Below are 25137 nucleotides of genomic sequence, written 5' to 3' on the forward strand. Positions count from 1 at the left end.
CCAACAGTGTCCCAGATCCGCCACGCGCTCACCGTGAAGCGCGAAGACGACTTTGCCAAATGGTACCAGGAGGTGATCTCCGCCGCCGATCTCGCCGAGGAATCGGGGGTGCGCGGCTGCATGGTGATCAAGCCGTGGGGCTACGGCATCTGGGAACGCATCCAGCGCTTGATGGACGACCGGATCAAGGCCGCGGGCGTGCAGAACTGCTATTTCCCGCTGTTCATCCCGCTCGCCAACTTCACCCGCGAGGCCGAGCACGTCGAGGGCTTCGCCAAGGAGATGGCGGTCGTCACCCACCACCGCCTGATCGCCGACGGCAAGGGCGGGCTGATCCCCGATCCCGAAGCCAAGCTCGAAGAGCCGCTGGTGGTGCGCCCGACGTCCGAGACGATCATCGGCGATGCCATGGCGCGCTGGGTGCAGTCCTGGCGCGATCTGCCGCTGCTCACCAACCAGTGGGCCAACGTGGTGCGCTGGGAGATGCGCACGCGGATGTTCCTGCGCACCAGCGAGTTCCTCTGGCAGGAAGGCCACACCGCGCACGAGACCCGCGAGGATGCGCTCGCCGAAACGCATCGCGCGCTCGAGATGTACCGCGCCTGCGCCGAGGATGATCTCGCGCTTCCCGTGATCGCGGGCGAGAAGCCCGAGAACGAGCGTTTTCCGGGCGCGGTTGAGACGTGGTCGATCGAGGCGATGATGCAGGACGGCAAGGCGCTCCAGGCGGGCACCTCGCACTACCTCGGCACCAATTTCGCCCATGCTGCTGGCATCCAGTTCCAGGACCGCGAGGGCACGCAGCAATACTGCCACACCACAAGCTGGGGCGTCTCGACCCGCATGATCGGCGGGGTGATCATGACCCACGGCGACGACGACGGCCTCCGCGTGCCGCCCGCCATCGCCCCGCAGCAGATCGTCATCATCCCGATGCTGCGCGAGGCGCCGGAGGATGCGGAACTGATCGCCTATTGCGAGTCCGTTCGCGCCGCGCTGGCGAGCCAGACCGCGCTCGGCGAACGCGTCCGCGTGCTGCTCGACACCAAGCCGGGCAAGGCCGCGGCCAAGCGTTGGGACTGGGTGAGGAAGGGTGCCCCCGTCATCATCGAGGTTGGTCCGCGCGACATGGCCGAAGGCAAGATCGCCGTGCTGCGCCGCGACCGGCTGTGGAACGAAGCGAACGGCAAGCCCGCCTTCACCTATCCCGCGCACGGCGAGTTCGTGACCGGGGCGGGCACGCTGCTCGAAGCGATCCAGACGGGTCTTTACGAGGAAGCCCGCGCGCGGCGCGATGCCAACATCACGCGCGGTGTGACCGAGTGGCAGCAGGTCGTCGACCACTTCGAGAAGGGCGGCAAGTATCCCGGCTGGGTCGAGGTCGAATGGGCCAAGCCGACCGGCGCGGCGCTCGAAGCCGTGGTCGAGAAGCTCAAGGCCGTGAAGCTCACCATCCGCAACGTGCCGCGCGGCGCCGAGCCAGCGGGCGGAGCCTGCATCTTCACCGGCGCACCGGCGGTGGAACGCATTCTGGTGGCGCGGGCTTACTAGGCTTGCGCCCGCGCCAGCGGGCGGGCAGACAGGCGGCATGATCAAACGTGCCCTGCTGCTCGCCGCGCTCGCGGCCTCGCCCCTCTCCGCTCAGACCCACCCCGCCGAGAACGTCTCCGCCGAAAGGCTGGAGCAGGACGTCGCCAAGCTCGTCAGCTTCGGCACGCGGCACACCCTGTCCTCGCAGACCGATCCCGAGCGCGGCATCGGCGCGGCGGTCGACTGGGGGCTGGCCGAGTTCAAGCGCATCGGCGCGAAGTGCGGCGGGTGCCTCGAAGTGCTGCCCGTCGGCGAGACCGTCACCGGCCCGCGCATCCCGACCCCGACGCTGGTGCGCGACGCGGTGGCGATCCAGCGCGGCACCGAGCGGCCGAACGAGGTCGTGATCGTGCAGGGCCACATCGACAGCCGGGTGAGCGACGTGATGGACGCGACCTCCGACGCCCCCGGCGCCAATGACGACGGCAGCGGCACCGCGCTGGTGATCGAGGCGGCGCGGGTGCTCTCGGGCACGAAGTACCCCAGCACGATCATCTACGCCCTGCTCTCGGGCGAGGAGCAGGGCCTCCACGGCGGCCGCATCCTTGCCGACTGGGCGGCTGCACAGGGCTTCACCGTCAAGGCGGTGCTCAACAACGACATCGTCGGCAATTCCTGCGGGTCGGACGGCTATTGCGAGCCCAAGGTGGTGCGCGTCTTCTCCGAAGGTCCGCGCGCCGACCTCACCGAGCGGCTGCGCGCCGCCGCCACGCGCTTCGGGGGCGAGAACGACACGCCCTCGCGCAACCTGTCGCGCTGGGTGGCCGACCTTTCGGCCAAGCACCCGGAGGAAATGCAGGTCCGCCAGATCTGGCGCACCGACCGCATGGGGCGGGGCGGGGACCAGGTGCCGTTCCTGCAGAAGGGCTACCCCGCGATCCGCTTCTCCGTGGGCGTCGAGGACTACGACCACCAGCACCAGGACCTGCGGACCGAGAACGGCGTGGTCTATGGCGACACCATCGACGAGATGGACTTCGCCTATCTCGCCGGGGTGACGAAACTGAACGTGCGTGCGCTCGATGCACTGGCCCGCGCGCCGATGCCGCCGAAAGTGACGGTGGATGCGGCGGTGCGGACCGACACGGAGCTGACGTGGAAGGCCGTGCCCGGCGCGCAAGTCTACGCCGTCGCCACCCGCGCAACCGACGCGCCCGAATGGGGCAAGGATGCCGCACTGGTCACCATCGACGGGCCCCAGGCGGCCAATGATGCCGCCGCCAACAAGGAGCGCGAGTTCAAGCATGTGAAGAAGCTGCGCGGCGACGACTGGATGTTCGGCGTGGCGGCCTGTGCGGGCAGCTATTGCTCGCCCGTCTCCAGCGCGGTCCCCGGCGGGGCGTTCGAGCCGGTGGCGAAGGAATAAACCCCCGTTCGCCTCGAGCGGTTGCGAAGCACTGCCGCAGGCAGAACTCGAGAGGCCGTTCGGCGCAAGGTGTCTCGACTGCGCTCGACACGAACGGGTTGGGAGAATAGGGCTATCCCATGCCCAAACCTCCCAAGCTCCCCCAGGGGATGCCGAGCCGCAGCCAAGTGCTCGACTTCATCCAGTCCTCCGACATTCCCGCCGGCAAGCGGGAGATCGCCAAGGCTTTCGGCCTCAAGGGGCAGGAGAAGATCGCGCTCAAGGCCCTGCTCAAGGACATGGCCGAGGAAGGCCTGATCGACGGCAGGAAGAGCGCCTATCACCGCATGGGCGGTGTGCCGAAGGTGACGACCCTGAAGATCGTCGACCTGGACGAGGGCGATCTGATTGCCGAGCCCGACAACTGGGACCCCGAGGCCCCCGGAAAGCCGCCGCGCCTGGTCGTGCGGGAACCGAAGATGCCGAGAAACGCCAAGTCCGCCAAGCGGCCGCCCGCCTTGAAGCGTGGCGACCGGGTGCTTGCCCGGACCGAGGAGACCGAGCGGGGCTGGGTCGCCCACGTGATGAAGAAACTCCCGGCGCGGACCGAGGGGCTGATGGGCGTGGTCGAGATCGACAGGACCGGCAAGGCCTGGCTTGCACCCGTCGACAAGCGGGTGCGCCAGTCCGCCCCCATCGCAGATCTGGGCAATGCCGAGGACGGCCAACTGGTGATCGCCGAGCGCGTGGGTCGCTCCGAACGCGCGGGCGTGAAGGTGATCGAGGTGGTGGGCGATCCGCTCGCGCCACGCAGCTTCAGCCTCATCGCCATCGCCAAGCACGGCATTCCGCACATCTTCCCTGAGGAGGTGCTGGAAGAGGCCCCGCGCGCGGCGAAGCTCAAGCTGTCCGAGAAGGCGCGCGAGGACCTGCGGCACCTGCCCATCGTCGCCATCGACCCCGCCGACGCGCGCGATCATGACGATGCGATCTGGGCCGAGCCCGACGGTCAGGGCGGGTTCAACGCCGTGGTCGCCATCGCCGATGTGAGCTTCTACGTCCGGCCCGGCTCGGCGCTGGACCGTGAGGCGAGGAAGCGCGGCAATTCGGTCTATTTCCCCGACCGGGTGGTGCCGATGCTCCCCGAGGTGCTCTCGGCCGATGTCTGCTCGCTCAAGGAGGGCGAGGACCGCGCGGCGATGGCCTGCCACCTGCACATCAATGCCGACGGCAAGGTATCGAGCTTCCGCTTCACCCGCGCGCTGGTGCGGATTGCGCACAATATCGCCTACGAGGACGCGCAGGCGATCATTGATGGAGAAATCCGTTCGCCTCGAGCGAAGTCGAGAGGCGCTGAGGAAGGTGTCTCGACCGACGACAGAATGTCGGCAGTTCATCCTGAGCCTGCCGAAGGGCTCGACCCGAACGGGGACGTGGCCGAAATCCTCGCCAACCTTTGGGCCGCATGGCGCGCGCTGTCGGCGGCGCGCGAGGCGCGCGATCCGCTGGAACTCGAGCTGCCGGAACGCCGCGTGGTGCTTGACGAGCAGGGGCGCATCACCTCCATCGCCATCCGCGAACGGCTCGATGCGCACCGCGTGGTCGAGGATTTCATGATCGCGGCCAACGTCGCCGCAGCCAAGGCGCTCGAGGCCAAGACCGCGCCCGTCGTCTACCGCATCCACGAACCGCCGAGCCGCGAGAAGCTGATCGCCCTGCGCGATTATCTCGCCACGATGGGCAAGAAGCTGGCCTTGGGGCAGGTGGTGACGCCAGGCCTGTTCAACCGGATGCTCAAGGACATTTCCGACGAGGCCGAGAAGGCACTGGTGATGGAGGCGGTGCTGCGCAGCCAGACGCAGGCCTATTACGGGCCGGCGAACGCGGGACACTTCGGACTGAGCCTCGGCTCCTATGCCCACTTCACCTCGCCGATCCGTCGCTATTCGGACCTCCTCGTCCACCGCGCGCTGGTCGATGCCTACAAGCTGGAACAGCCCGCCCCGCCGGGGTCGATCCCGGCCACCAGCGGCCTGTCCGACCGTGACCGGGCCAGTCTCGAACAGGTTTCCGATGCGATCAGCCAGACCGAGCGCCGCGCGATGGAGGCCGAGCGCGACACCATCGACCGCTATGTCGCCGCCTGGCTCTCGAACCGCGTCGGCGAGGTGTTCGACACCCGCATCACCGGGGTGCAGGCCTTCGGCTTCTTCGCCACCATCGTCGGCCTCGGCGGTGACGGGCTGGTACCGATCTCCACGCTGGGCGGCGAGTATTTCCGCCATGACGAGGCGGCGCAGGCGCTGGTCGGCAGCGACAGCGGGACGACCTATGCCAGCGGCGACCGGCTCAAGCTCAAGCTCGCCGAGGCCAATCCGCTCACCGGCGCGCTCAAGTTCGTGTTGCCCGATGCCGACGCGAACGCGATCGAGCCGCGCGGCAACCGCCCGCCCGAGCGTCGCCGTGTCCCGGGCGGAGCGCCACCGAAGAAAGCCGGAAAGTTCATGGTCGGAAAGCGCGGCCGGCCCGGCAACATCCGGCATCAGGGGCGCAAGAAATAGGTCGTCGCCTCAGGCGCCGTGGTCGCTCTGGGTCTCGTCGTAATCGGCCGGGATGACGTAGAGCGGGCAGGGGAGCGATCCGGCGGCAGCCGAGAAATGTGTCACCAGAGGGCCGGGCGCGGCGCCCTTGGCCGCGCCCAGCACCAGCGCGGCGACCTCGGCGTGCTCGGCGAGGAATTCGCTGACGATCTTCTGCCCCTGGCCGATCTTGACCGAGATCGTCGGCATGATCCCGCTTTCGGCGAGGAGATTGCCCGCGACCCCGTGGGCGAGCATCTCCGCCCGGTCGCGCGCCTCGGCCTCGATCGTCGCCTGCACCGCGCCGAAGGCGCTGAAGTTCTGCTGCGGCACCAGCGCCAGCAGATGCACCGCGCCGCCCACCGCCACCGCCCGGCGCGCGGCATAGCGCAGCGCGGCGGTCGCCTCCTCGCTCTCGTCGATGATGACCAGGAATGTGCGCATCTCGTCAGGCCCCGTTACCGCGCGGGTATCAATGCATTCGTATGGAATGGCAAGTCCCCCGCCGCTCGGGGCTTGCCCGACGCTAGGGAATTGGCCAGAGACAGCCCCAAGGATCGATTACGGGAGTTACATCGGATCATGGCCCTCGACATCAAGATGCCGGCTTTGTCGCCCACCATGGAAGAGGGCACGCTCGCCAGATGGCTGGTCAAGGTGGGGGACACGGTGTCCTCCGGCGACGTGATGGCCGAGATCGAGACCGACAAGGCGACGATGGAGTTCGAGGCGGTCGACGAGGGCGTGATCGCCGAGATCCTGATCGAAGAGGGCACCGAGGGCGTGAAGGTCGGCGCCGTGATCGCGCGGCTGGCGGTGGAGGGTGAGGAAGCCGCGCCGGCACCTGCCCCTGCCGCCGCGCCCGCCGCTGCCGAGGCGCCTGCCGAAGCTCCGGCTGCCGATGGCCCCGCCGCCACGCCGACCGCGAGGAAAATGGCCGAGCAGGCCGGGATCGACCTCGCCGGCGTGACCGGGACCGGCCCCAAGGGCAAGATCACCAAGGAGGATGTCGAGGCCGCGATTGCCAAGGGCGGCGGCTCGCCCGCGCCCGCGCCCACTGCGGCCCCCGCCGCTGCCCCCGCAGCCGCGCCTGCGCCTGCCGCTTCGGGAGAGCGCATCATCGCCTCCCCGCTCGCCAAGCGGATCGCCGCCGACAAGGGCATCGATCTTGCGCAGGTGAAGGGCACCGGCCCCAATGGCCGGATCGTCAAGGACGACGTCGAGAACTTCACCCCCGCCGCCGCCCCGGCTGCTGCTGCGGGGGCCCCGGCTCCTGCGGCATCCGCCGCTGCCCCTGCCGCAGCCCCGCCACCCGCAGCCATCCCAAGCCTCGGCGGCGATCTCGACGCGCCTTACGAGGTCCAGAAGCTCAACAACGTGCGCAAGGTCATCGCCCGCCGCTTGACCGAGGCCAAGCAGACCATCCCGCACATCTACCTCACGGTCGACATCCGGCTCGATGCGCTGCTCAAGCTGCGCGGCGAATTGAACAAGTCGCTTGAAGCGGACGGCGTGAAGCTGTCGGTCAACGACCTCCTCATCAAGGCGCTCGCCCGCGCGCTCCAGCGCGTGCCCAAGTGCAACGTCAGCTTCCAGGGCGACACGCTGCTGCAATTCACCCGGCAGGACATCTCGGTCGCGGTCGCCGCGCCCTCGGGCCTCATCACCCCGATCATCCGCGATGCCGGCCGCAAGGGCCTCGCCCAGATCAGCACCGAGATGAAGGCGCTCGCGAACAAGGCCAAGGACGGCAAGCTGCAACCGCACGAATTCCAGGGCGGCACGGCGAGCCTTTCCAATCTCGGCATGTTCGGCACCAAGCAGTTCGACGCCGTGATCAACCCCCCGCAGGCGATGATCCTCGCCGTCGGCGCGGGCGAGCAGCGTCCGTGGGTCGAGGACGGCCAGATCGTCCCCGCCACCGTCATGAGCGCCACCGGCAGCTTCGACCACCGCGCCATCGACGGCGCCGACGGGGCGCAGCTGATGGAGGCGCTCAAGAACCTCGTCGAGAACCCGATGGGGCTGGTGGTCTGAGGACCGGTGCCCCCGTCACGACACAATTTCCTCCCCAAGGACAACGACAATGGCTGACAATCAATACGACGTGATCGTGCTCGGCTCGGGCCCCGGGGGCTATGTCGCGGCGATCCGCTGCGCGCAGCTCGGGCTCAAGACCGCGATCGTCGAACGCGAGAACCTCGGCGGCATCTGCCTCAACTGGGGCTGCATCCCGACCAAGGCGATGCTGCGCTCGGCCGAGATCTTCCACTACATGCAGCACGCGGGCGACTACGGCCTCAAGGTTGCCGGGCAGATCGAGGCGGACCTCGCCGCCATCGTCAAGCGCAGCCGCGGGGTGGCCAAGCAGCTCAACCAAGGCGTCACGCACCTGATGAAGAAGAACAAGATCACCGTGCACATGGGGCAGGGGCGGCTGACCGGCCCGACAAGCCTGACGGTGAAGTCGGACAAGGGCGAGGAGCAACTCACCGCCAAGCACATCATTGTCGCCACCGGCGCGCGCGCCCGCGACCTGCCCTTCGCACCCGCCGACGGCAAGCGCGTGTGGACCTATCGCCACGCCATGACCCCCGGCGAGCTTCCCGCCAAGCTGCTGGTGATCGGATCGGGCGCCATCGGAATCGAATTCGCGAGCTTCTACAACGATCTTGGCAGCGAGGTGACCGTCGTGGAAATGCTCGACCGGATCGTGCCGGTGGAGGATGCCGACGTCTCGACCTTCCTCGAGAAGTCGCTGAAGAAGCAGGGCATCACGATCATGACCGGCGCCGGGGTCGAAGCGATCAAGGTCTCGGACAAGGGCATCACCGCCACCATCAAGGACAAGGCAGGGTCCAGCACCGCCAGCGACTTCACCCACGTGATCGTCGCCATCGGCATCGTGCCCAATACCGAGAACATCGGCCTCGAAGGCCTTGCCGACATGGACCGCGGCTTCATCCAGATCGACCCCTATGGCCGCACCAGGACCAAGGGCCTGTGGGCGATCGGCGATTGCACCCCCGGACCGTGGCTGGCGCACAAGGCGAGCCACGAGGGCGTCACCGCCGCCGAGGCCATTGCGAAGGAACTGGGCAACACCGAGGTCCACCCGCATCCGCTCAACCGCAGCAACATCCCGGGCTGCACCTATTGCCACCCGCAGGTCGCCTCTGTCGGCCTGACCGAAGCGAGGGCGAAGGAGGCGGGCTACGAGGTCCGCGTCGGCAACTTCCCCTTCATCGGCAACGGCAAGGCCATCGCGCTCGGCGAGGCGGAGGGCTTCATCAAGACCGTGTTCGACGCGAAGACCGGCGAGCTGCTGGGTGCGCACATGGTCGGCGCGGAAGTGACCGAGCTGATCCAGGGCTACACCGTCGGCAAGACGCTGGAGACCACCGAGGCCGAACTGATGCAGACCGTCTTCCCGCACCCGACCCTGTCGGAAATGATGCACGAAAGCGTGCTCGACGCCTACGGGAGGGCGCTGCACTTCTGACGAAAGGACCCGCATGGCCGAAAGCGCACCCGATGCCCTGAAGGGCGAGGACTGGGCCGGCGAGATGGGCGAGCGCTGGCTCGCCAGCCTCGACCGTTTCGAGGGCATGATCGCCCCCATCGGGGCCGCGCTGCTGGCCCGCGCGGACTACCGCGCCGGCGAAAGGGTGCTCGATCTCGGTTGCGGGGGCGGGGCGACGACGCTCGCGATTGCCGAGGCTGTCGGCCCGGAAGGTGCGGCGGTCGGGCTCGACATCGCGCCGATGCTGGTCGAGGCCGCCACCCGCCGCGCCGCCGATGCGCACAGCACCGCGCGCTTCGTCTGCGCCGACGCCGCCACTGCCACGCTGGACGAGCCGCCCTTCGACCGGCTGTTCTCGCGCTTCGGATCGATGTTCTTCGCCGAACCCGTGGCGGCCTTCGCCAACATCAAGGCCATGCTGAAGCCGGGGGCGCGGATCGACCTCGCCGTCTGGGCGCACCCGCGCGACAATGCGTGGATGATGGAGGTCATGGGCGTGGTGCGCGCCCATGTCGAGGTGCCGACCGCCATCCCCCGCGCACCCGGTCCCTTCGCCTTCGAGGATCTGGATTACCTCGCCGAGGTGCTGTCCGGCGCCGGTTTCGGCGGGATGACCGTGGAGGCCTACGAGGGCCAGCAGCCGGTCGGCGGCCCCGGTGCGAGCGCGTCCGAGGCGACCGACTTCGTCCTCGCCTCGATGGCCGCAGGACGCATCCTCGCCGAGCAGGGCGAGAGCGTGCTGGCGGCGGCACGGGCCGATCTGGAAGCCATGTTCGCCCGCCATCATCGCGCGGGCGAGGGGGTCATGCTGGCCTGCAAGGCATGGCTGGTGAGTGCCAGCGCCTGAGCCGTACAGGCACGCCGCCTTGCGCGAGTTTCTAACATAGGTAAGTATTCGGTGCGTGACCGTCATCGCGCCCGATCTTTCCGACCGCATCGCTGCCGCCGACCGCGCGCTTGCGGGCGGCAACCTCGCCGAGGCGCGGCACATCCTCGAGGAGGCGGTGCGGCGCGATCCACCGACCCCCGATTTCTGGCAGCGGCTTGCGACCGTCAGGAAAATGGCCGGCGCAACCGGCCTCGCGATCGAGGCGATCGACCGGGCACTTGCGCTTGCGCCGCTCGATTTCGTGAACCTGCTGATGCGCGCGCACCTGCTCGACGGCGCGGGCCACCCCGAGGCTGGGGAAGCCTATGGCCGCGCCCTCGCGCAGCCGCGCCCCGATCCGCTGCCGCCGATGTTCCAGCGCACCCTCGCGCGGGCCGAGGCGCTGTGGGCCGCCCACCAGCGCGACATGACGGCGCGCCTCGCCGGGGCGGTCGAGGCAAGCGGCGCCGACCTGACGCCCGCCGAGCGCGCCCGTGCGGAACGCTTCGCCAGCAACATCGCGCGCACCACGCGGCCTTACCATTCCGAGCCGACCCACTTTGCCTGGCCGGGCCTTCGCGAGGCCGAGTTCCATCATCGCGCCGCCTTCCCCTGGCTGGAGGAACTCGAGGCGCTGACCCCCGTCATCCGCGCCGAGATGGACGCCGTGGCGAACGCGCCCGCAGCGGCGCTCGTGCCCTACGTCAACTATGCCGACAGCGAGCCGCTCGCCCAGTGGCGCGATCTCAACCACAACCGCGATTGGACCGCGATCCATCTGATCGAGCGCGGCGAAGCGGTGACCGCCAACACTGCGCATTGCCCCGTGACGATGGACTTCCTCGCGCGGATGGATCAGCCGCGGATCGCGGGCTGCGCGGCGAACGCGATGTTCTCGCTGCTCGCCCCGCGCACGCATATTCCGCCCCATGTCGGCGTCGCCAATTTCCGGCTCCTGTGTCACCTGCCCCTGATCGTGCCGAACCGCTGCTGGTTCAGGGTCGGCGCTGAAACCCGCGATTTTGCCGAAGGGCAGGCATGGGTGTTCGACGACACCATCGAGCACGAAGCCATGAACGAGACCGACGCCTTGCGGGTGATCCTGATCTTCGACCTGTGGCACCCGGACCTGTCGCCCGCCGAGCGCAGCGCGATACAGGCGGCGGTGAGCGCGGCGGCGATGCCGGTGGGGGCGCTATAGGTACTGGCGGACAGGGTGGGATTCGAACCCACGGTAGGCTTGCACCTACGGCGGTTTTCAAGACCGCTGCCTTAAACCACTCGGCCACCTGTCCTATGCCGCAGTCGGCTAGCGCCGAACGGCGGTATTGTCACCTGCGGTGACGTCTCCGGCGCTGGCGCGCCTCCGGCTCCAAGACCGCTGCCTTAAACCACTCGGCCACCTGTCCGGTGAATCGCCCCTAGCCACACTCGGACCGCAAGTCATCCCCAGTTCGGTTGTTGGGAATTCAGCCAAGGTGTGACACCTTGCCGAACATCATGATTCCCCGTCTGCTTCCCCTTGCCGCGCTCGCCCTTGCCCTGTCTGCCACGCTCGGCGCGCCGCCGGTCTCGGCGCCGGCTGCGGCGCAGGTCAGCCGCGACGGGGTGCCCTTCGATGCCTATCTCGAACTGCTCAAGGCCCGCGCCCGGGGGGAGGGCGTGTCGGAGGCCACCATCGAGCGCATGACCGCCGGGCTCACGCCCAATCCGCGGGTGATCGCGCTCGACAACAATCAGCCCGGTAGCGCGACGACGCGAGGCTATCCGCCGATGTCGAACTACATCGCCACCCATGTCGATGCCGCGCGGATCGGCGGCGGACGGGCGGTCTGGCGCCAGCAACAGGGGACGCTCGCGGCGATCGAGGCGCGCTACGGCGTGCCGGGGCCGATCATCGTCGCGATCTTCGGCCACGAGACCAGCTACGGCCGGGTGAAGGGCGACTTCGATCTCGCCCGCAGCCTCGCGACGCTGGCGTGGGAAGGGCGCCGCCGCGAGCTCTTCGCCGGCGAGTTCGTCGCGCTGATGAAGATCGCCGAGAAGGGCTACGACCGCTCGCAGCTGGTCGGATCCTATGCCGGGGCTTTCGGCAATCCGCAGTTCCTCCCCAGCGTCTACCTGCGCCTCGCCACCGACGGCGACGGGGACGGGCGAGCGGACATCTTCACCAACCGCGCCGACACCTTCGCCTCGATCGCCAACTACTTCCGCGATGCCGGGTGGCGGACGGGCCAGCCCTGGGGCGTGCGGGCGAGCGTGCCCGCAGGCTTCGACGTCTCGCGCTACCGCACGCGGCTGGTCTCGCCGGTGTGCCCGCGGGTGCACGAACGGCTCAGCCGCTGGATGACCGTGGGCGAGTGGCGCGCCGCGGGCGTGGTCGCGCAAGGGGGGCTGGCCGATGACGTCATGGTGTCGTTCTTCCAGCCCGATGGCCCCGGCACCCCGGCCTGGCTGCTCACCGGCAATTACCGCGCGATCCTCGAATACAACTGTTCGAGCTATTATGCGCTGAGCGTGGGTCTGCTCGCCGACGAAATCGTGAACTGATCCGTCCCGCCGCCTCGCCAAGCGGGAAGGGCACGGGTATAGCAGCCCGCGTGATGCCCCCCTTCCGTGTGCGCCCGGCGCTTCGTCTGCTTGCCCTCGTCCTTGCCGCTGCCGCACTGCCGGCGCGCGCGCTGGTGCCCGATCCGGGCGCGGTCCCGCCCGCGGTGCCCACCGCCGCCGAGGCGCCCGTCGCGCTGCTGGTGGATCTGGGGAGCGGACAGATCCTCCACGCCCGCGCCCCCGACCGGCGCTTCATGCCGGCCTCGGTGACGAAGGTGATGACGCTCTACCTCGCCTTCGAACTGATCGAGGCGGGGCGGCTCGATCCGGCGCAAGTCTTCGTCATGAGCCCCGCCATCGCGCGCGAGTGGCGGCGCAAGGGTTCGACCATGTTCCTCGACGCAGGCGAGCAGGTGCGGGTCGACGACCTGCTGCTCGGCATCGCCAATGTCTCGGCCAATGACGGGGCGGCGGTGCTGGCCGAGGGCCAGGCGGGTTCGGTCGCGGCCTGGACCGCGGCGATGAACCGCACCGCGCTCGGACTCGGGATGACGGGGAGCCATTTCGCCAGCCCCAACGGCTGGCCCGACGAGGGCAGGACGTTCACCACTGCGAGCGATCTCGTGGCGCTCGCCCGGGCGATGATCACGCGGCATCCGGACAAGTTCGGCTACTACATCGGCCGCAGCGGGTTCGACTACAAGGGCATCGCGCAGGTCAATCACGACCCGATGATCGGCCGGGTCGCCGGGGCCGACGGGATCAAGACCGGCTTCACCAACGAGGCGGGCTTCTCCTACCTCGGCACTGCCCGGCGCGACGGGCAGCGGCTGGTGCTGGTGCTCGCCGGGGTCGAGAACGGGCGGCTGCGGGCGCGACTGGCCAAGGCCTATGTCGAATGGGGGTTCACCGCCTTCGACCGCCGGCAACTCTTCGCGCCGGGGGCGGTGGTGGGCGAGGCCCGCGTGCAGGACGGCGATGTGCGCAGCATCGCGCTGAGGGCGGCCGGGCCAGTCACGATCAACCTGCCCAAGGGCAGCGACGCGCGGCTTGCCGCAACGATCCGCTACGACGGCCCCCTGCGCGCGCCGATCGCGGCGGGGCAGGAGGTGGCGGTGCTCGAGGTGACCGCCCGCGGCGTCGCTCCGGCGCGCATCCCGCTCTATGCCGCGGCCCCGGTCGGCAAGGCCGGCCCGCTCGACCGGATCGTCAACGCGGTCGCGGGGATCTTCTCGTGAGCGCCGTGCGGGGCAGGTTCATCGCCTTCGAGGGCGGGGAGGGGGCGGGCAAGTCGACTCAGGCCCGGCTGCTCGCTACGGCGCTCGAGGCGCGCGGGCTTCCGGTCGTCGTCACCCGCGAGCCGGGAGGAACCCCGGGCGCCGAGGCGATCCGCCAGCTCCTGCTCGCGCCTCCGGGCGAGGGCTGGCCGGCCGAGGCCGAGGCCCTGCTCTTCGCCGCCGCCCGCGCCGATCATGTCGCGCACCTGATCCGCCCCGCGCTCCAACGCGGGGCGTGGGTGATCTGCGATCGCTTCGTCGATTCGAGCCGCGCCTACCAGGGCGGGGCAGGGGGCCTCGGCGACGAGGCGATCACCGCGCTCCACGCCTTCGGCAGCGGGGGCCTGCGCCCCGACCGGGTGATCCTGCTGGAGGGTGACGAGGCCGCCCTCGGCGCCCGCCTAGCCGCGCGCGGGGTCGAGGCCGACGCGATCGAGGGCCGGCCTGCCGCCTATCACCGCGCCGTCGCCGCCGCCTTCCGCACCCTCGCCGAGGCCGACCCGAAAGGTTTCGCGCGCCTCGACGCGATCGGCTCGCCCGAGGCGGTCCACGCGCGCATCCTCGCCGCGATCTCGGATCTTCTGCCGTGACGAACTGGCCCAACCACGCCGAGGCCTGGCGCGCCTGGCGCGACGCGCTGGGCGGCGAGCGGATGCATCACGGCTGGCTGCTGGCGGGCAAGGCCGGCCTCGGCAAGCGGGACTTCGCAATGGCCGCCGCGCGCGAGCTGGTCGCCGAACCGGGGGTGCCGCAACCGGCTGGCGACCATCCCGACATCATAACGCTCACCTACGGCCCCAAGGACGACAAGGCCGAGCGCGCCGCCGCCGAGGGCAAGCCGTTCGAGCTCGCCCGCTCGATCCGCATCAAGCAGATCCGCGCGATGCAGCGCCGCCTCGTCACCCGCCCGACCCTCGGCACCCGCCGAGCGATCATCATCGATCCGGCCGACGACATGGAAAAGTCCGCCGCCAACGCGCTGCTCAAGAGCCTCGAGGAGCCGCCGGCAGGCACCTTCTTCCTGCTCGTCACCCACCGCCCCGCGCGGCTGCTGCCGACGATCCGCTCGCGCTGTCGCACGCTGCGCTTCCCGGTGCTGAGCGACAGCCAGCTCGCAGCGATGCTGGCGGAGGCGGGGCTGACCCCCGACCCGCAGGCGATCGCCGCGGCCGAGGGCTCCTTCGGCGCGGCGCTGCGCTTTGCCGAGGAGGATCTCGCGCCTGTCGCCCGCGTGATATCGGGCCTGCTGGCAGGCGGCGACAACGGCATGACCGGGCGCGGGGAACTCGCCCGCTTGATCGGCCCGCGCGCCTCGCGCGAAAGGGTGCAGGCGGTGCTCGACCTCGCCCAGTCGCTCGCCGCGCGCGCCGCCCGCGCCGCCGAGGATCACGACCGCCGCGCCCGGCTGGTGGAGACCCACGCCGCGCTGGTCGCGCTTGCGGTCGAGGCGCCAACGGCCAATTTCGATCCCGCCATGCTTCCCTTCGAGATCGGCAGCTTGCTTGTCGCCGCCGCCCCCGCTAGCGAACCGGCCCATGGCTGACACGACCCCCTTCTACATCACCACCGCGATCAGCTACCCCAACGGCAAGCCGCACATCGGCCATGCCTACGAGGCGATCGCCGCCGACGTGATCGCGCGCTTCCAGCGCCTCTCCGGCCGCCGGGTGCGCTTCCAGACCGGCACCGACGAGCACGGGCTCAAGATGGCGCGCAAGGCCGAGGAACAGGGCCGCACGCCGGCCGGTCTCGCCGACGAAATGTCGGGCTATTTCCGTGAGATGTGCGACGCTCTGAACGTGTCCTATGACCGTTTCATCCGCACGTCCGAGCCCGATCACCACCGCGCCAGCCAGGCAATCTGGCAGGCGATGGAGGCGTCCGGCGACCTCTACCTCGATCGTTACGAGGGCTGGTACTCGGTCCGCGACGAGGCCTATTACGACGAAAGCGAGTTGGTCGAGGGCGAGGGCGGGGCGAAGCTCTCGCCGCAGGGCACTCCGGTGGAATGGACCGTCGAGGAAAGCTGGTTCTTCCGGCTTTCGAAGTACGAGAGCCAACTGCTTGAATTGCTGAAGACCCCGGGCTTTCTTGAACCTGCAAGCCGCCGCAACGAGATGATCGCCTTCGTCGAGCAGGGCCTGCGCGATCTTTCGGTCAGCCGCACCTCCTTCGACTGGGGGGTGAAGGTGCCCGGGTCCGAGGGCCATGTCATGTATGTGTGGGTCGATGCGCTCACCAACTATCTGACGGGGCTGGGTTATCCCGACGACATGGGCGATTTCTGGCCCGCCAGCCTGCACCTGATCGGCAAGGACATCGTGCGCTTCCACACGATCTACTGGCCAGCCTTCCTGATGAGCGCGAAGCTGCCACTGCCGAAGCAGGTGTTCGGCCACGGCTTCCTGCTCAATCGCGGCCAGAAGGAATCGAAGTCGCTCGGCAATGTCACCGATCCGCTGGCGCTGGCCGAGCAGTTCGGCGTCGATGCCTTGCGCTACTTCCTGATGCGCGAAGTCGCCTTCGGGCAGGATGGGAGCTATTCGCCGGAAGCGATTGTTTTGCGCGCCAATGCCGAGCTCGCCAACAGCTTCGGCAACCTCGCGCAGCGCACCCTTTCGATGATCACGAAGAACATGGACGGGGCGCTGGAGGCGTTCGATCAGGCCGAGGCGGACGCGGCCCTGCTGGCGATGGTCAGGACCGCGTGCGAGAGCGAACTCCCGCGTGAATTCAATGACCTCGCCTTCTCGACAGGGATCGAGGCGTGGATGCGCGCGGTCTATGCCTGCAACCAGTATGTCGACGAACAGGCGCCCTGGGCGCTGAAGAAGACCGATCCTGCGCGAATGAAGGCCGTGCTCCAGACGCTGTTCATGGCGCTGAGGGATCTCGCGATCGCGATCCAGCCCGTCGTTCCCGGCAAGGCGGCGGCCCTGCTGGACCAGCTCGGCATTCCCGAAGATGAGCGCACCTATGCCGCGTTGGCGGACACAGAATGGTTCGAGCGCCTCGTCGCAAGCGGCTTCACCGTCGCCCCGCCGACCCCGCTGTTCCCCCGCCTCGAACTCCCCGCCGAAGAAGCCGCGTGATGCTGGTCGATTCCCACTGTCACCTCGAATACAAGGGCCTCGTCGAGGACCGCGAGGCCGTGCTGGCCCGTGCGCGGGCGGCTGGGGTGGGGGCCTTCCTCAACATCTCGACCCGCCAGAGCGAGTGGGACCAGGTCGTCGGGACCGCCGCGCGCGAACCCGACGTCTTCGCCAGCGTCGGCATCCACCCGCACGAGGCCGATGCGCATCAGGACCTCGGCCGGGCCGCGCTGCTGGAGGCGACGCGCCATCCCAAGGTGATCGCGATCGGCGAGACGGGGCTCGACTACTATTACGACAAGTCGGACAGAGAGGCGCAGAAATCCCTGTTCCGCATGCATATCGATGTCGCGCGCGAAACACAGCTGCCGCTGATCATCCACACCCGCGATGCCGAGGAAGATACCCACGCGATCCTCGCCGAGGAGATGGGGAAGGGGGCCTTTCCCGCGCTGATCCACTGCTTCACCGCCTCGGCAGACTTTGCTGAGAAGGTCTTGGCGCTGGGGCTGACCATCTCTCTCTCGGGCATCGTAACCTTCAAGAACGCCAGGGACTTGCAGGACGTTGCGAAGATCATTCCGGAAGACAAGCTGCTGGTCGAGACCGACAGTCCCTTCCTCGCCCCGGTCCCGCATCGGGGGAGGGTGTGCGAACCGGCCTATGTCGCCGACACGGCGGGTTTCGTGGCGGGGTTGCGCGGAACGGATGTGGAACATCTCAAGCAGGTGACCACCGCCAATTTCTTCAACCTGTTCAGCAAGGCGCGCCTGTGAAGCTGGTGATGCTCGGCTCTGGCACCTCGACCGGGGTGCCGCGGCTGGGCGGGCCGGACGGCGCGGGCGACTGGGGCGACTGCGATCCGGCCGAGCCGCGGAACCGCCGCACGCGGGTGTCGATCCTGGTCGAGAGTGCCGAAGGTCGTCGGCTGCTCGTCGACACGTCGTCCGATTGTCGTGCGCAGCTGCTTGCCAACCGGATCGACGGGATCGACGCGGTCTTCTGGACCCACGATCATGCCGATCACTGCCACGGCATCGATGATCTGCGCGTGCTGCGCTACGGCCGCGCGGGGCCGATCCCGGGGTTCGCCTCGACCGAAACCGTGCGGCGCCTGCGCCAGCGCTTCGGCTATGTCTTCGCGGGGCAGGACGGCTATCCGACGATCTGCACCCTCGACACGCTCGACCGGCTGCGCATGATCGCCGGCTTCGGGGTCGACTGGTGCCAGATGGCCCATGGACCCGGCGAAACGACTGCCTACCGCTTCGAAGCAGATGGGAAGTCCATCGGCTATGCGACGGATTTCAGTGCGATTTCGGACGAGATGATCGATCTGTTCTACGGCGTCGACATTCTCGTGAGCGATTGTCTGCGCCGCGAGCCGCATCCGACCCACGCGCATCTCGGCATGGCAATCGAACTGGGACAGAGATGCAAGGCGGGCCGCGTTGTCCTGAGCCATCTCGACAAGAGCATGGACTACCGGTCGCTGTGCGCGGAAGTGCCGGATTTCGTGACGGTCGGTTATGACGGGCTGGAGATCGTCGCATGAGCCCGGATCTGCTGCTGCCGGTGATCACCAGCATCGGCTGGCTGATCCTCGTCGGCTCCGCGCTGGCATCGCACCGTCTGGGCTGGGGTCCGATGGTGAAGATGACGCTGGTGTGGGTGGCGATTTTCGCCGGCATCTTCCTGGTGGTGGAGTGGTTCATGATTGCCCGCGACACCGCCTCGGGCCTGATCTAAATTTTACATAATATATATTATCCATCTCGAGGATCGGATGAGCGAGACGCCCCACCAGCCCCCCATCACCCGCCTCCTCGGCATAATGGCCCGCCTGCGCGATCGCGAGCACGGCTGCGAATGGGATCTCGCGCAGGATTTCGCGAGCATCGCCCCTTACACGATCGAGGAAGCCTACGAGGTCGCCGACGCGATCGCCCGCGGCGACATGGCAGATCTCAAGGAAGAACTCGGCGATCTGCTGCTGCAGGTGGTCTTCCACGCGCGGATGGCCGAGGAAGCCGGCCACTTCGCATTCGACGACGTGGCAGCGACGATCAGCGGCAAGATGGAAGCGCGCCATCCGCACATCTTCGGGGCCGAAAGCGGCACGATGGACGAAGCGCGCTGGGAGGACATCAAGGCCAGCGAGCGCGCATCGAAGGGCGTGGCCAGCGCGCTTGACGGTGTCGCCCTCGCGCTACCCGCGCTGATGCGGGCCGAAAAGCTCCAGAAGCGCGCCGCGCGCACGGGTTTCGACTGGCCCGATCCATCAGGCTCGGAAGCCAAGATTGCCGAGGAAATCGAGGAGCTCAAGGCCGCCACCTCGGACGCGGCCAAGCTCGAGGAGGCTGGCGACTTGCTGTTCGCCGCGGTCAATTTCGTGCGCGCTCATGGCATCGCCGCCGAGGATGCGCTGCGGGCTGCCAATGCGAAGTTCGAGGCGCGGTTCCGGGCAATGGAGCAGCTGGTCGGTCCGGAGACCTTTGCCACGCTGACCCTCGAGGCTCAGGAAGAGCTCTGGCAGCAGGTCAAGAAGCAGAGCTAGGCTTCAGGAAAGACTGGCGAACTGGCCCAGCTCCTTGGGATTGAGCCGCACCGTCACGCGCCGCATCGGTCCGTCCCCGCTTTCGCCTGCATCTTCGTCGGCGAGCACCTCGCCGTGGGCGTGGAGCCACGCAAGCCGGCGGCCGTCGCTCACCGGCAGCACGAAGCTGACCTCGCGCGCGCCGCCCGTCAGCAACCGGGCGAGTTCAGCCTCGAGCACTTCCACGCCCTGCCCGGTCGCGGCGGACAGGATCACGGCCCCCTGCCCCTCCGCCGCCTCGCGCAGTTCCGCAAGCGATTCAGCGTCGAGCAGGTCACACTTGTTCCAAACTTCGAGGATCGGGATGGAGCTTGTGCCGGTCTCCGGGTCGACCACGCCGAGATCGGCAAGCACCTCGAGCACCTGCTTCTTCTGCGCGGCGTGCGAGGGATTGGCCATGTCGCGCACGTGGCAGATCACATCGGCCGCGGTGACTTCCTCGAGGGTGGCGCGGAAGGCCGCGACAAGCTGCGTCGGGAGATCGGAGATGAAGCCCACCGTGTCCGAAAGGATCGCCTTCTCCACGCCCGGCAGGCCTATCGCGCGCATCGTCGGGTCGAGCGTGGCGAAGAGCAGGTCCTCGGCCATCACCTCGGCGCCGGTCAGGCGGTTGAACAGCGTCGACTTGCCCGCGTTGGTATAGCCCACGAGGGCCACCACCGGCCAAGGCGCCCTGCCCCGCCGGTCGCGGTGAAGCGCGCGGGTCTTCCTCACCTGTTCGAGTTCGCGACGCAGGCGGCCCATGCGCTGGCGGATCATCCGCCGGTCCGCCTCGATCTGGGTTTCCCCCGGCCCGCCGAGGAAGCCGAAGCCGCCCCGCTGGCGTTCGAGGTGGGTCCAGCTGCGCACAAGACGGCTCTGCTGGTAGTCCAGATGCGCGAGTTCGACCTGCAAGCGGCCCTCGGCGGTCGCCGCGCGTTCGCCGAAGATCTCGAGGATCAGTCCGGTCCGGTCGATAACCTTCCGCTTGAGCCGGTCTTCCAGATTGCGCTGCTGGATCGGCGTCAGCGCGCCGTCGACGATCACCAGCTCGGCCTCGTGCTGTTCGCACCAGATCGCGATATTCTCCACCTGGCCCGAGCCGAACAGGGTGTTGGGCTGCATCTGCCGCACCGGCAGCACGGCGGAATGGGCGATCACCACGCCGATCGCGAGCGCCAGCCCCTCGGCCTCGGCGAGGCGCTCGGCCGCGTCGAGATCGTAGCGCAGCGCGCGGATGTCCGGGCACAGCACAAGCGCCCGCGCCCCGCGGGTCACCTCATCCTGAAGATCGCTGTCGAAGCTCAGTCGTCCGTCCCGTCGTCGTCGCCATCCTCGTCATCGACGCTGAGGTCGACGGGGCTGGCGGGCTGAATGGTCGAGACGGCATGCTTGTAGGCAAGCTGCACCGCGCCGTCGCGTTCGAGCAGCATACAGAACAGGTCGTAGGCGGCAATCCGCCCCTGGAGCATCACACCGTTCACCAGGAACATCGTGACCTGAACCTCGGCTTCGGCGACGCGGCTGAGGAACACGTCCTGCAGCAGCTTCTGCTTGCGCCCCCCGGCCTGGCTACCGAACTGCGCCGGATCGAGCGATTGGCCGGGCATGATCGTGCTGATCGCGTGCTTGTAGACAAGCTGCGACTGGCCGTCGCGGCGCAGCAGGATCGAGAAATTGTCGAACCAGGTGACGATGCCCTGCAGCTTGACACCCTTCACCAGGAACATGGTGACGGGGATCTTGTTCTTGCGCAGCAGGTTGAGGAAGGCGTCCTGAAGATTGCCGCTCAGCCGGACGGCGGAACCGCCGCCCTTGCCTTCGGCCTGTTCGGGCGCTGCCGGGCGGGAAATCGGACGTGGGGAGAGCGTTCGCCCGCTGGACATGGTCTTGGCTCCTGTTCTTGGCGGCCGATGTTGCGGTCCGCGTTGGTCAGGCTGCCGCAAGCTCGGGGAACGGCAACCCTTCTTGCGCCATAATGGCGACTGCGCCGCCCGGCGACAAGAATTGATTTTGCCCAAAATTGCCGTGGCCTGCGCTTGGCCTATTCCTCCCCGTCGCGGCGGTCGGCCATGCCCAGCAGCTTCAGCTTGCGGTGCAGCGCCGAGCGTTCCATGCCGATGAAGCTCGCGGTCTTGGAGATGTTGCCGGAGAAACGGCGGATCTGGATCGAGAGATATTCGCGCTCGAAACTCACCCGCGCCTCGCGAAGGGGCACGCCCATGATCGCCGAGAGGCTGTCGCTGGCAAGGCCGATCTGGCCGCCGATGATCTCGGGCGGCAGCATGTCGGGCTCGACCGTGCCGAGCCTGTCGCGCGGGGTCATGATGATGGTCCGCTCGACGACATTGCGCAGCTGGCGGACGTTGCCCGGCCAGTCATAGGCCTGCAGCGCGGCCATCGCCTCGGAGGAGATTTCCGGCGGCGCGAGGCCCTGATCGTTCGAATAGCGGGTGAAGAAATGCTCGGCGAGCGCGGGAATGTCCTCCCGGCGCTGGGCGAGCGAGGGGATCGTCACCGGCACCACGTTGAGGCGGTAGAACAGGTCCTCGCGGAACCGCTTCTCGGCCATTTCGACGGTGAGATCGCGGGTGGTGGAGGAGACGACCCGGACGTCTACCCCGATCTGCCGCGTGCCCCCGACGCGCACGAAGCTCTGGTCGGTCAGCACGCGCAGGATGCGGGCTTGGGTGGAAAGCGGCATGTCGGCAATCTCGTCGAGATAGAGCGTGCCGCCATCGGCCAGTTCGAGCAGGCCCGGGCGCACCTGCTTGCCGTTCACTTCCTCGCCGAAGAGTTCCTGCTCGAAGCGTTCGGGGGTGATGCGCGCCGAATTGACCAGCACGAAGGCCCCGTTCGCCCGGGCGCTCCAGGCGTGGAGCAGACGCGCGGCGACTTCCTTGCCCGCGCCCGCGGGACCGGAGATCAGCACGCGGCTGCCGGTGCTGGCGACGCGCTTGAGGGTCGCGCGAACGGCGTTGATCGCGGGCGAATTGCCGGTGAACTCGGCGCTGCCCCAGCTGCCTTCGCGCAGGCGGCTGTTCTCGCGGCGCAGGCGCTCCGTCTCGGTCGCGCGTTCGACCAGCAGCAGCAGGCGCTCGGCCTCGAAGGGCTTTTCGATGAAGTCCATCGCCCCGCGCCCGACCGCGGCGACCGCGGTGTCGATATTGCCGTGGCCCGAGAAGATGATCACCGGCAGGTTCGGCTCGCGCGTCTTGATCGCATCGAGCAGCTCGAGCCCGTCCATCGGGCTGCCGTGCAGCCACACGTCGAGCAGCACCAGCGAGGGCCGCCGCTCGTCGATCGCGGCAATCGCCTCGTTGCTGTCGGCGGCGGTCCGGCAGGCATAGCCTTCGTCGCCGAGCACGCCGGCCACCAGTTCGCGGATGTCGCGTTCGTCGTCGACGATCAGGATTTCGAGGGCCATCAGGCGGGTCCTTCGGTTGGCAGGTCAGGGAAAAGCGAAAGCGCCATCATGCTTGGGCGCCTTCAATTGGGTTGGGATTGCGGGCGAAGCGCAGGGTGACGCGCGTGCCGCCGCTGGCCGCGCTGGCAAAGCTCATGTCGCCGCCATGCTCGTCGACGATCTTGTTGACGATAGCGAGGCCGAGGCCGGTGCCTTTCTCGCGGGTGGTCACATAGGGTTCGGTGATGCGCTCGCGATCGGCGGGCAGGCCGATGCCGTTGTCCTCGATGGTGACGACAATCGCCTCGCCCGCATCGCGCAAGGTGACCGCGATCTCGCCGGCAAAGGCGCCCTTGGCCTCGGCGGCGCGTGCCTCGACCGCCTCGACCGCGTTCTTGAGCACGTTGGTCATGGCCTGGCCGAACTGGTGCCGGTCGCAGCGCACCTCGCGGTCGAGAAGCTCGGAGGACGAGACGCTGAAGGCGATGCCGGAATGGGCGACTTCCTGCAGGAACACCGCCTGCCGCACGAGATCGAGCGCGTCCTCGTCGCGGAACACCGGCTTGGGGAGGCGCGCGAAGGAGGAGAACTCGTCGACCATCTTCCTGAGGTCGCCGACCTGCCGGACGATGGTGTTGGTGAGATCGTCGAACAGCTCGCGGTCCTCGTCGCCCACCTGCGTGCGATAGCGGCGCTTGAGGCGCTCGGTCGCGAGCTGGATCGGGGTGAGCGGGTTCTTGATCTCGTGGGCGATCCGGCGGGCGACGTCGGACCATGCGGCCTGGCGCTGGTCGAGCAGCTGGCGGGTGATGTCCTCGAAGGTGATCACGTGGCCCCCGCTGCTGCCGGGTGCAACCTTCACCGCGAGGGTGAGAAGCTCGGTGCCCTTGGCATGGGTAACGACCGCGCGTTCCTTGCCCTCCCCGATCACGCGCACCAGTTCGGGGGAGAGCGCCTCGAGCGCCTCGCCGATCATGCTCGCCGCGCCTTCGGGGGCCAGCAGGGCCTGGGCCGAGGAGTTCATGAGGGTCACGCGCCCGTCCGCATCGACCGACACCACGCCCGCCGTCACCGATTCGAGCACCGCCTCGGTGAAGGCGCGGCGATCGTCGATCTGGCGGTTGGCGCTGACGAGGGCCTGGGTCTGCTTCTCGAGCTGCGCGGTCATGCGGTTGAAGGCACGGTTCAGAAGGCCGATCTCGTCCGCCCCGGTGCGCCCCTCGAGGCGCAGGGCGAAGTTCCCCTGCCCCACCTTGCGCGCCGCGCCGACCAGATCGGTCAGCGGCTCCACCTGCCGGTCGGCGAAGCGCAGGCCGAACCAGATCGCGAGGCCCACCAGCAGGAGGCTCACCGCCACCAGCGCGATGTTGAACCGCAGCTGCAGCGTGCGCGCGCTGCCTGTCAGCCGGTCATAGGCGGTCACGATCGACTGCGCGCGCGACCACGAGTTGAACATCGTCTCCTCGGTGGTGCGGGCATTGTAGAGGTAGACGCCGGTCTGCGCGTCGATCGGCACCAGCGCCTCGATCCGTTCCGGGCTGCCGATCACGACGGCGAATTCCCCCCCGTCGAGCCGCGGCAGGGCCTCGCGGCTGAAGGCGAGCGGGCTGTTGTCCTTGGTGAGGTTGAGGGCGGCGGCGGTGCGGAACGAGCCGTCGGGCATCCGCTGGAGGATCGCGCTCTCGGAAATCTCGCGGGCCTGGGCCTGATAGGCGTAGAAATCTGGAAAGTCGGGATCGGTGATCGGCACCCGCGCGAGGGTCTCGCGCATGTCGGTCGCCATCGTGATGGTGTTCTGTTCGACGTTGCGCTGGTTGGCGTCGTAATAGTTCTGCGCCAGCGCATTGGCATTCTGCATCAGTCCGCGGGATTCGTCGGAGAACCAGAAGTCGACGCCGGTCTGGAACAGGAAGGCGGCGAACCCCGCCACCAGCAGGGTCGGCACGGCGGCGACCATCGAGAAGAAGAACACGAGGCGCACGTGCAGCCGAGCGGTGCTTCCCGCCGCGCGGCGCAGCGCGAGGCGGCGGCCGATCAGCACCAGCAGCGTCATCGCCGGCACCAGCGTCGCCATCAGCAGCAGCGAAACCTGCATCGTCGGGAGCAGATCGTCGGGCCTGCCGGTGCGGCTGTAGGCCGACCAGGTGGCGAACACCGCCGCGACCAGTGCCACGACCGCCCCGCCCTCGAGCCAGAGGAACAGGTTCGCCCGGCGCGCAGCCAGCATGAAGCGCCGCCACCAGCGCGGCGGCTGACGGAAGGCGAGGCTCGGTGCTTTGGGCGGCAACTGCTCCATCGTTGCCGCTTTACAACAATGGTGTGGCAAAGATGC

At 68.5% G+C, this 25137-nt stretch carries 21 protein-coding genes and 1 tRNA gene; 16 read left to right on the forward strand and 6 right to left on the reverse strand.

Annotated features, from left to right (window positions below; all coding sequences use genetic code 11):
• Positions 1-6: 6 nt before the first annotated feature.
• The 3 genes from CBR61_RS10655 (at position 7) to CBR61_RS10665 (ending at position 5496) form a co-directional block, all read left to right on the forward strand.
• The gene (locus CBR61_RS10655; protein ID WP_088914339.1) at positions 7-1551 is read left to right on the forward strand and encodes an aminoacyl--tRNA ligase-related protein; all 1545 of its coding nucleotides are present in this window, start codon (positions 7-9) and stop codon (positions 1549-1551) included.
• 37 nt (positions 1552-1588) lie between these two features.
• Positions 1589-2956 carry a M28 family peptidase gene (locus CBR61_RS10660; protein ID WP_172835948.1) on the forward strand — a complete coding sequence of 456 codons (1368 nt, stop codon included), beginning with the start codon at positions 1589-1591 and terminating at the stop codon, positions 2954-2956.
• A 119-nt stretch (positions 2957-3075) separates the two neighbouring features.
• Positions 3076-5496 carry a ribonuclease R family protein gene (locus CBR61_RS10665; RefSeq protein WP_233996706.1) on the forward strand — a complete coding sequence of 807 codons (2421 nt, stop codon included), beginning with the start codon at positions 3076-3078 and terminating at the stop codon, positions 5494-5496.
• A 9-nt stretch (positions 5497-5505) separates the two neighbouring features.
• Here CBR61_RS10665 and CBR61_RS10670 read toward each other — a convergent pair whose 3' ends face one another.
• Positions 5506-5958 (reverse strand): universal stress protein, encoded by a 453-nt coding sequence (locus CBR61_RS10670; RefSeq protein ID WP_088914341.1) that lies wholly within the window; start codon positions 5956-5958, stop codon positions 5506-5508.
• A 138-nt stretch (positions 5959-6096) separates the two neighbouring features.
• Here CBR61_RS10670 and CBR61_RS10675 point away from each other — a divergent pair, with 138 nt between their 5' ends.
• Genes CBR61_RS10675 through CBR61_RS10690 form a run of 4 tightly spaced genes read left to right on the forward strand, consistent with a single transcriptional unit; the run spans position 6097 to position 11106 of the window.
• The gene (locus tag CBR61_RS10675) at positions 6097-7551 is read left to right on the forward strand and encodes a 2-oxo acid dehydrogenase subunit E2 (protein WP_088914342.1); all 1455 of its coding nucleotides are present in this window, start codon (positions 6097-6099) and stop codon (positions 7549-7551) included.
• Between the two features lie 49 nt (positions 7552-7600).
• Complete coding sequence (gene lpdA, locus CBR61_RS10680; RefSeq protein ID WP_088914343.1) at positions 7601-9016, forward strand: dihydrolipoyl dehydrogenase; 1416 nt, start codon at positions 7601-7603, stop codon at positions 9014-9016.
• A 13-nt stretch (positions 9017-9029) separates the two neighbouring features.
• Positions 9030-9884 carry a class I SAM-dependent methyltransferase gene (locus CBR61_RS10685; RefSeq protein WP_088914344.1) on the forward strand — a complete coding sequence of 285 codons (855 nt, stop codon included), beginning with the start codon at positions 9030-9032 and terminating at the stop codon, positions 9882-9884.
• Positions 9885-9939: 55 nt separating this feature from the next.
• Positions 9940-11106 (forward strand): aspartyl/asparaginyl beta-hydroxylase domain-containing protein, encoded by a 1167-nt coding sequence (locus CBR61_RS10690; protein WP_233996707.1) that lies wholly within the window; start codon positions 9940-9942, stop codon positions 11104-11106.
• Positions 11107-11110: 4 nt separating this feature from the next.
• Here the strand turns inward: CBR61_RS10690 and CBR61_RS10695 are convergent.
• A tRNA-Ser gene (locus CBR61_RS10695) sits at positions 11111-11200 on the reverse strand.
• Positions 11201-11405: 205 nt separating this feature from the next.
• Between CBR61_RS10695 and CBR61_RS10700 the strand changes: the two genes are divergently transcribed.
• Genes CBR61_RS10700 through mazG form a run of 9 tightly spaced genes read left to right on the forward strand, consistent with a single transcriptional unit; the run spans position 11406 to position 19381 of the window.
• Positions 11406-12455, forward strand: a complete 1050-nt coding sequence (locus tag CBR61_RS10700; RefSeq protein WP_088914345.1) for a lytic murein transglycosylase — start codon at positions 11406-11408, stop codon at positions 12453-12455.
• 53 nt (positions 12456-12508) lie between these two features.
• On the forward strand, positions 12509-13693 hold the full coding sequence (locus CBR61_RS10705; protein WP_088914346.1) for a D-alanyl-D-alanine carboxypeptidase family protein: 1185 nt from the start codon (positions 12509-12511) through the stop codon (positions 13691-13693).
• Positions 13694-13698: 5 nt separating this feature from the next.
• Positions 13699-14322 (forward strand): dTMP kinase, encoded by a 624-nt coding sequence (gene tmk / locus CBR61_RS10710; RefSeq protein WP_420705705.1) that lies wholly within the window; start codon positions 13699-13701, stop codon positions 14320-14322.
• On the forward strand, positions 14319-15275 hold the full coding sequence (locus CBR61_RS10715; protein WP_088914348.1) for a DNA polymerase III subunit delta': 957 nt from the start codon (positions 14319-14321) through the stop codon (positions 15273-15275). The genes tmk and CBR61_RS10715 overlap by 4 nt, the downstream gene beginning before the upstream one ends.
• A complete protein-coding gene (gene metG / locus CBR61_RS10720; protein ID WP_088914349.1) occupies positions 15268-16824 on the forward strand; it encodes a methionine--tRNA ligase in 1557 nt (518 codons plus the stop codon). The genes CBR61_RS10715 and metG overlap by 8 nt, the downstream gene beginning before the upstream one ends.
• Complete coding sequence (locus CBR61_RS10725) at positions 16824-17600, forward strand: TatD family hydrolase (protein WP_088914350.1); 777 nt, start codon at positions 16824-16826, stop codon at positions 17598-17600. The genes metG and CBR61_RS10725 overlap by 1 nt, the downstream gene beginning before the upstream one ends.
• A complete protein-coding gene (locus CBR61_RS10730) occupies positions 17597-18379 on the forward strand; it encodes an MBL fold metallo-hydrolase (protein ID WP_088914351.1) in 783 nt (260 codons plus the stop codon). The genes CBR61_RS10725 and CBR61_RS10730 overlap by 4 nt, the downstream gene beginning before the upstream one ends.
• Positions 18376-18573, forward strand: a complete 198-nt coding sequence (locus tag CBR61_RS10735) for a hypothetical protein (RefSeq protein WP_088914352.1) — start codon at positions 18376-18378, stop codon at positions 18571-18573. The genes CBR61_RS10730 and CBR61_RS10735 overlap by 4 nt, the downstream gene beginning before the upstream one ends.
• Positions 18574-18610: 37 nt before the next feature.
• Complete coding sequence (gene mazG, locus CBR61_RS10740; RefSeq protein ID WP_088914353.1) at positions 18611-19381, forward strand: nucleoside triphosphate pyrophosphohydrolase; 771 nt, start codon at positions 18611-18613, stop codon at positions 19379-19381.
• A 3-nt stretch (positions 19382-19384) separates the two neighbouring features.
• Here the strand turns inward: mazG and hflX are convergent, their stop codons facing one another.
• The 4 genes from hflX to CBR61_RS10760 form a co-directional block, all read right to left on the reverse strand.
• Entirely contained in the window at positions 19385-20677 is a 1293-nt protein-coding gene (gene hflX / locus CBR61_RS10745; RefSeq protein ID WP_172835949.1) for a GTPase HflX, read from the reverse strand.
• A gap of 26 nt (positions 20678-20703) precedes the next feature.
• Positions 20704-21285: an RNA chaperone Hfq gene (gene hfq / locus CBR61_RS10750; protein WP_088914355.1), complete on the reverse strand. Its 582-nt coding sequence runs from the start codon at positions 21283-21285 to the stop codon at positions 20704-20706.
• Between the two features lie 158 nt (positions 21286-21443).
• On the reverse strand, positions 21444-22826 hold the full coding sequence (locus tag CBR61_RS10755; RefSeq protein ID WP_088914356.1) for a sigma-54-dependent transcriptional regulator: 1383 nt from the start codon (positions 22824-22826) through the stop codon (positions 21444-21446).
• A 46-nt stretch (positions 22827-22872) separates the two neighbouring features.
• Positions 22873-25101 carry an ATP-binding protein gene (locus CBR61_RS10760; RefSeq protein ID WP_088914357.1) on the reverse strand — a complete coding sequence of 743 codons (2229 nt, stop codon included), beginning with the start codon at positions 25099-25101 and terminating at the stop codon, positions 22873-22875.
• Positions 25102-25137 lie beyond the last annotated feature (36 nt).

Origin of the sequence: Porphyrobacter sp. CACIAM 03H1 (genome assembly GCF_002215495.1) — a bacterium.
Lineage (GTDB): Bacteria > Pseudomonadota > Alphaproteobacteria > Sphingomonadales > Sphingomonadaceae > Erythrobacter.

Coding starts and splice junctions, on each gene's coding strand:
- CBR61_RS10660 (WP_172835948.1), top strand. CDS start 1,589: ATGATCAAACGTGCCCTGCTGCTCGCCGCGCTCGCGGCCTCGCCCCTC.
- CBR61_RS10665 (WP_233996706.1), top strand. CDS start 3,076: ATGCCCAAACCTCCCAAGCTCCCCCAGGGGATGCCGAGCCGCAGCCAA.
- CBR61_RS10670 (WP_088914341.1), bottom strand. CDS start 5,958: ATGCGCACATTCCTGGTCATCATCGACGAGAGCGAGGAGGCGACCGCC.
- CBR61_RS10675 (WP_088914342.1), top strand. CDS start 6,097: ATGGCCCTCGACATCAAGATGCCGGCTTTGTCGCCCACCATGGAAGAG.
- lpdA (WP_088914343.1), top strand. CDS start 7,601: ATGGCTGACAATCAATACGACGTGATCGTGCTCGGCTCGGGCCCCGGG.
- CBR61_RS10685 (WP_088914344.1), top strand. CDS start 9,030: ATGGCCGAAAGCGCACCCGATGCCCTGAAGGGCGAGGACTGGGCCGGC.
- CBR61_RS10700 (WP_088914345.1), top strand. CDS start 11,406: ATGATTCCCCGTCTGCTTCCCCTTGCCGCGCTCGCCCTTGCCCTGTCT.
- CBR61_RS10705 (WP_088914346.1), top strand. CDS start 12,509: ATGCCCCCCTTCCGTGTGCGCCCGGCGCTTCGTCTGCTTGCCCTCGTC.
- metG (WP_088914349.1), top strand. CDS start 15,268: ATGGCTGACACGACCCCCTTCTACATCACCACCGCGATCAGCTACCCC.
- CBR61_RS10725 (WP_088914350.1), top strand. CDS start 16,824: ATGCTGGTCGATTCCCACTGTCACCTCGAATACAAGGGCCTCGTCGAG.
- CBR61_RS10735 (WP_088914352.1), top strand. CDS start 18,376: ATGAGCCCGGATCTGCTGCTGCCGGTGATCACCAGCATCGGCTGGCTG.
- mazG (WP_088914353.1), top strand. CDS start 18,611: ATGAGCGAGACGCCCCACCAGCCCCCCATCACCCGCCTCCTCGGCATA.
- hfq (WP_088914355.1), bottom strand. CDS start 21,285: ATGTCCAGCGGGCGAACGCTCTCCCCACGTCCGATTTCCCGCCCGGCA.
- CBR61_RS10755 (WP_088914356.1), bottom strand. CDS start 22,826: ATGGCCCTCGAAATCCTGATCGTCGACGACGAACGCGACATCCGCGAA.
- CBR61_RS10760 (WP_088914357.1), bottom strand. CDS start 25,101: ATGGAGCAGTTGCCGCCCAAAGCACCGAGCCTCGCCTTCCGTCAGCCG.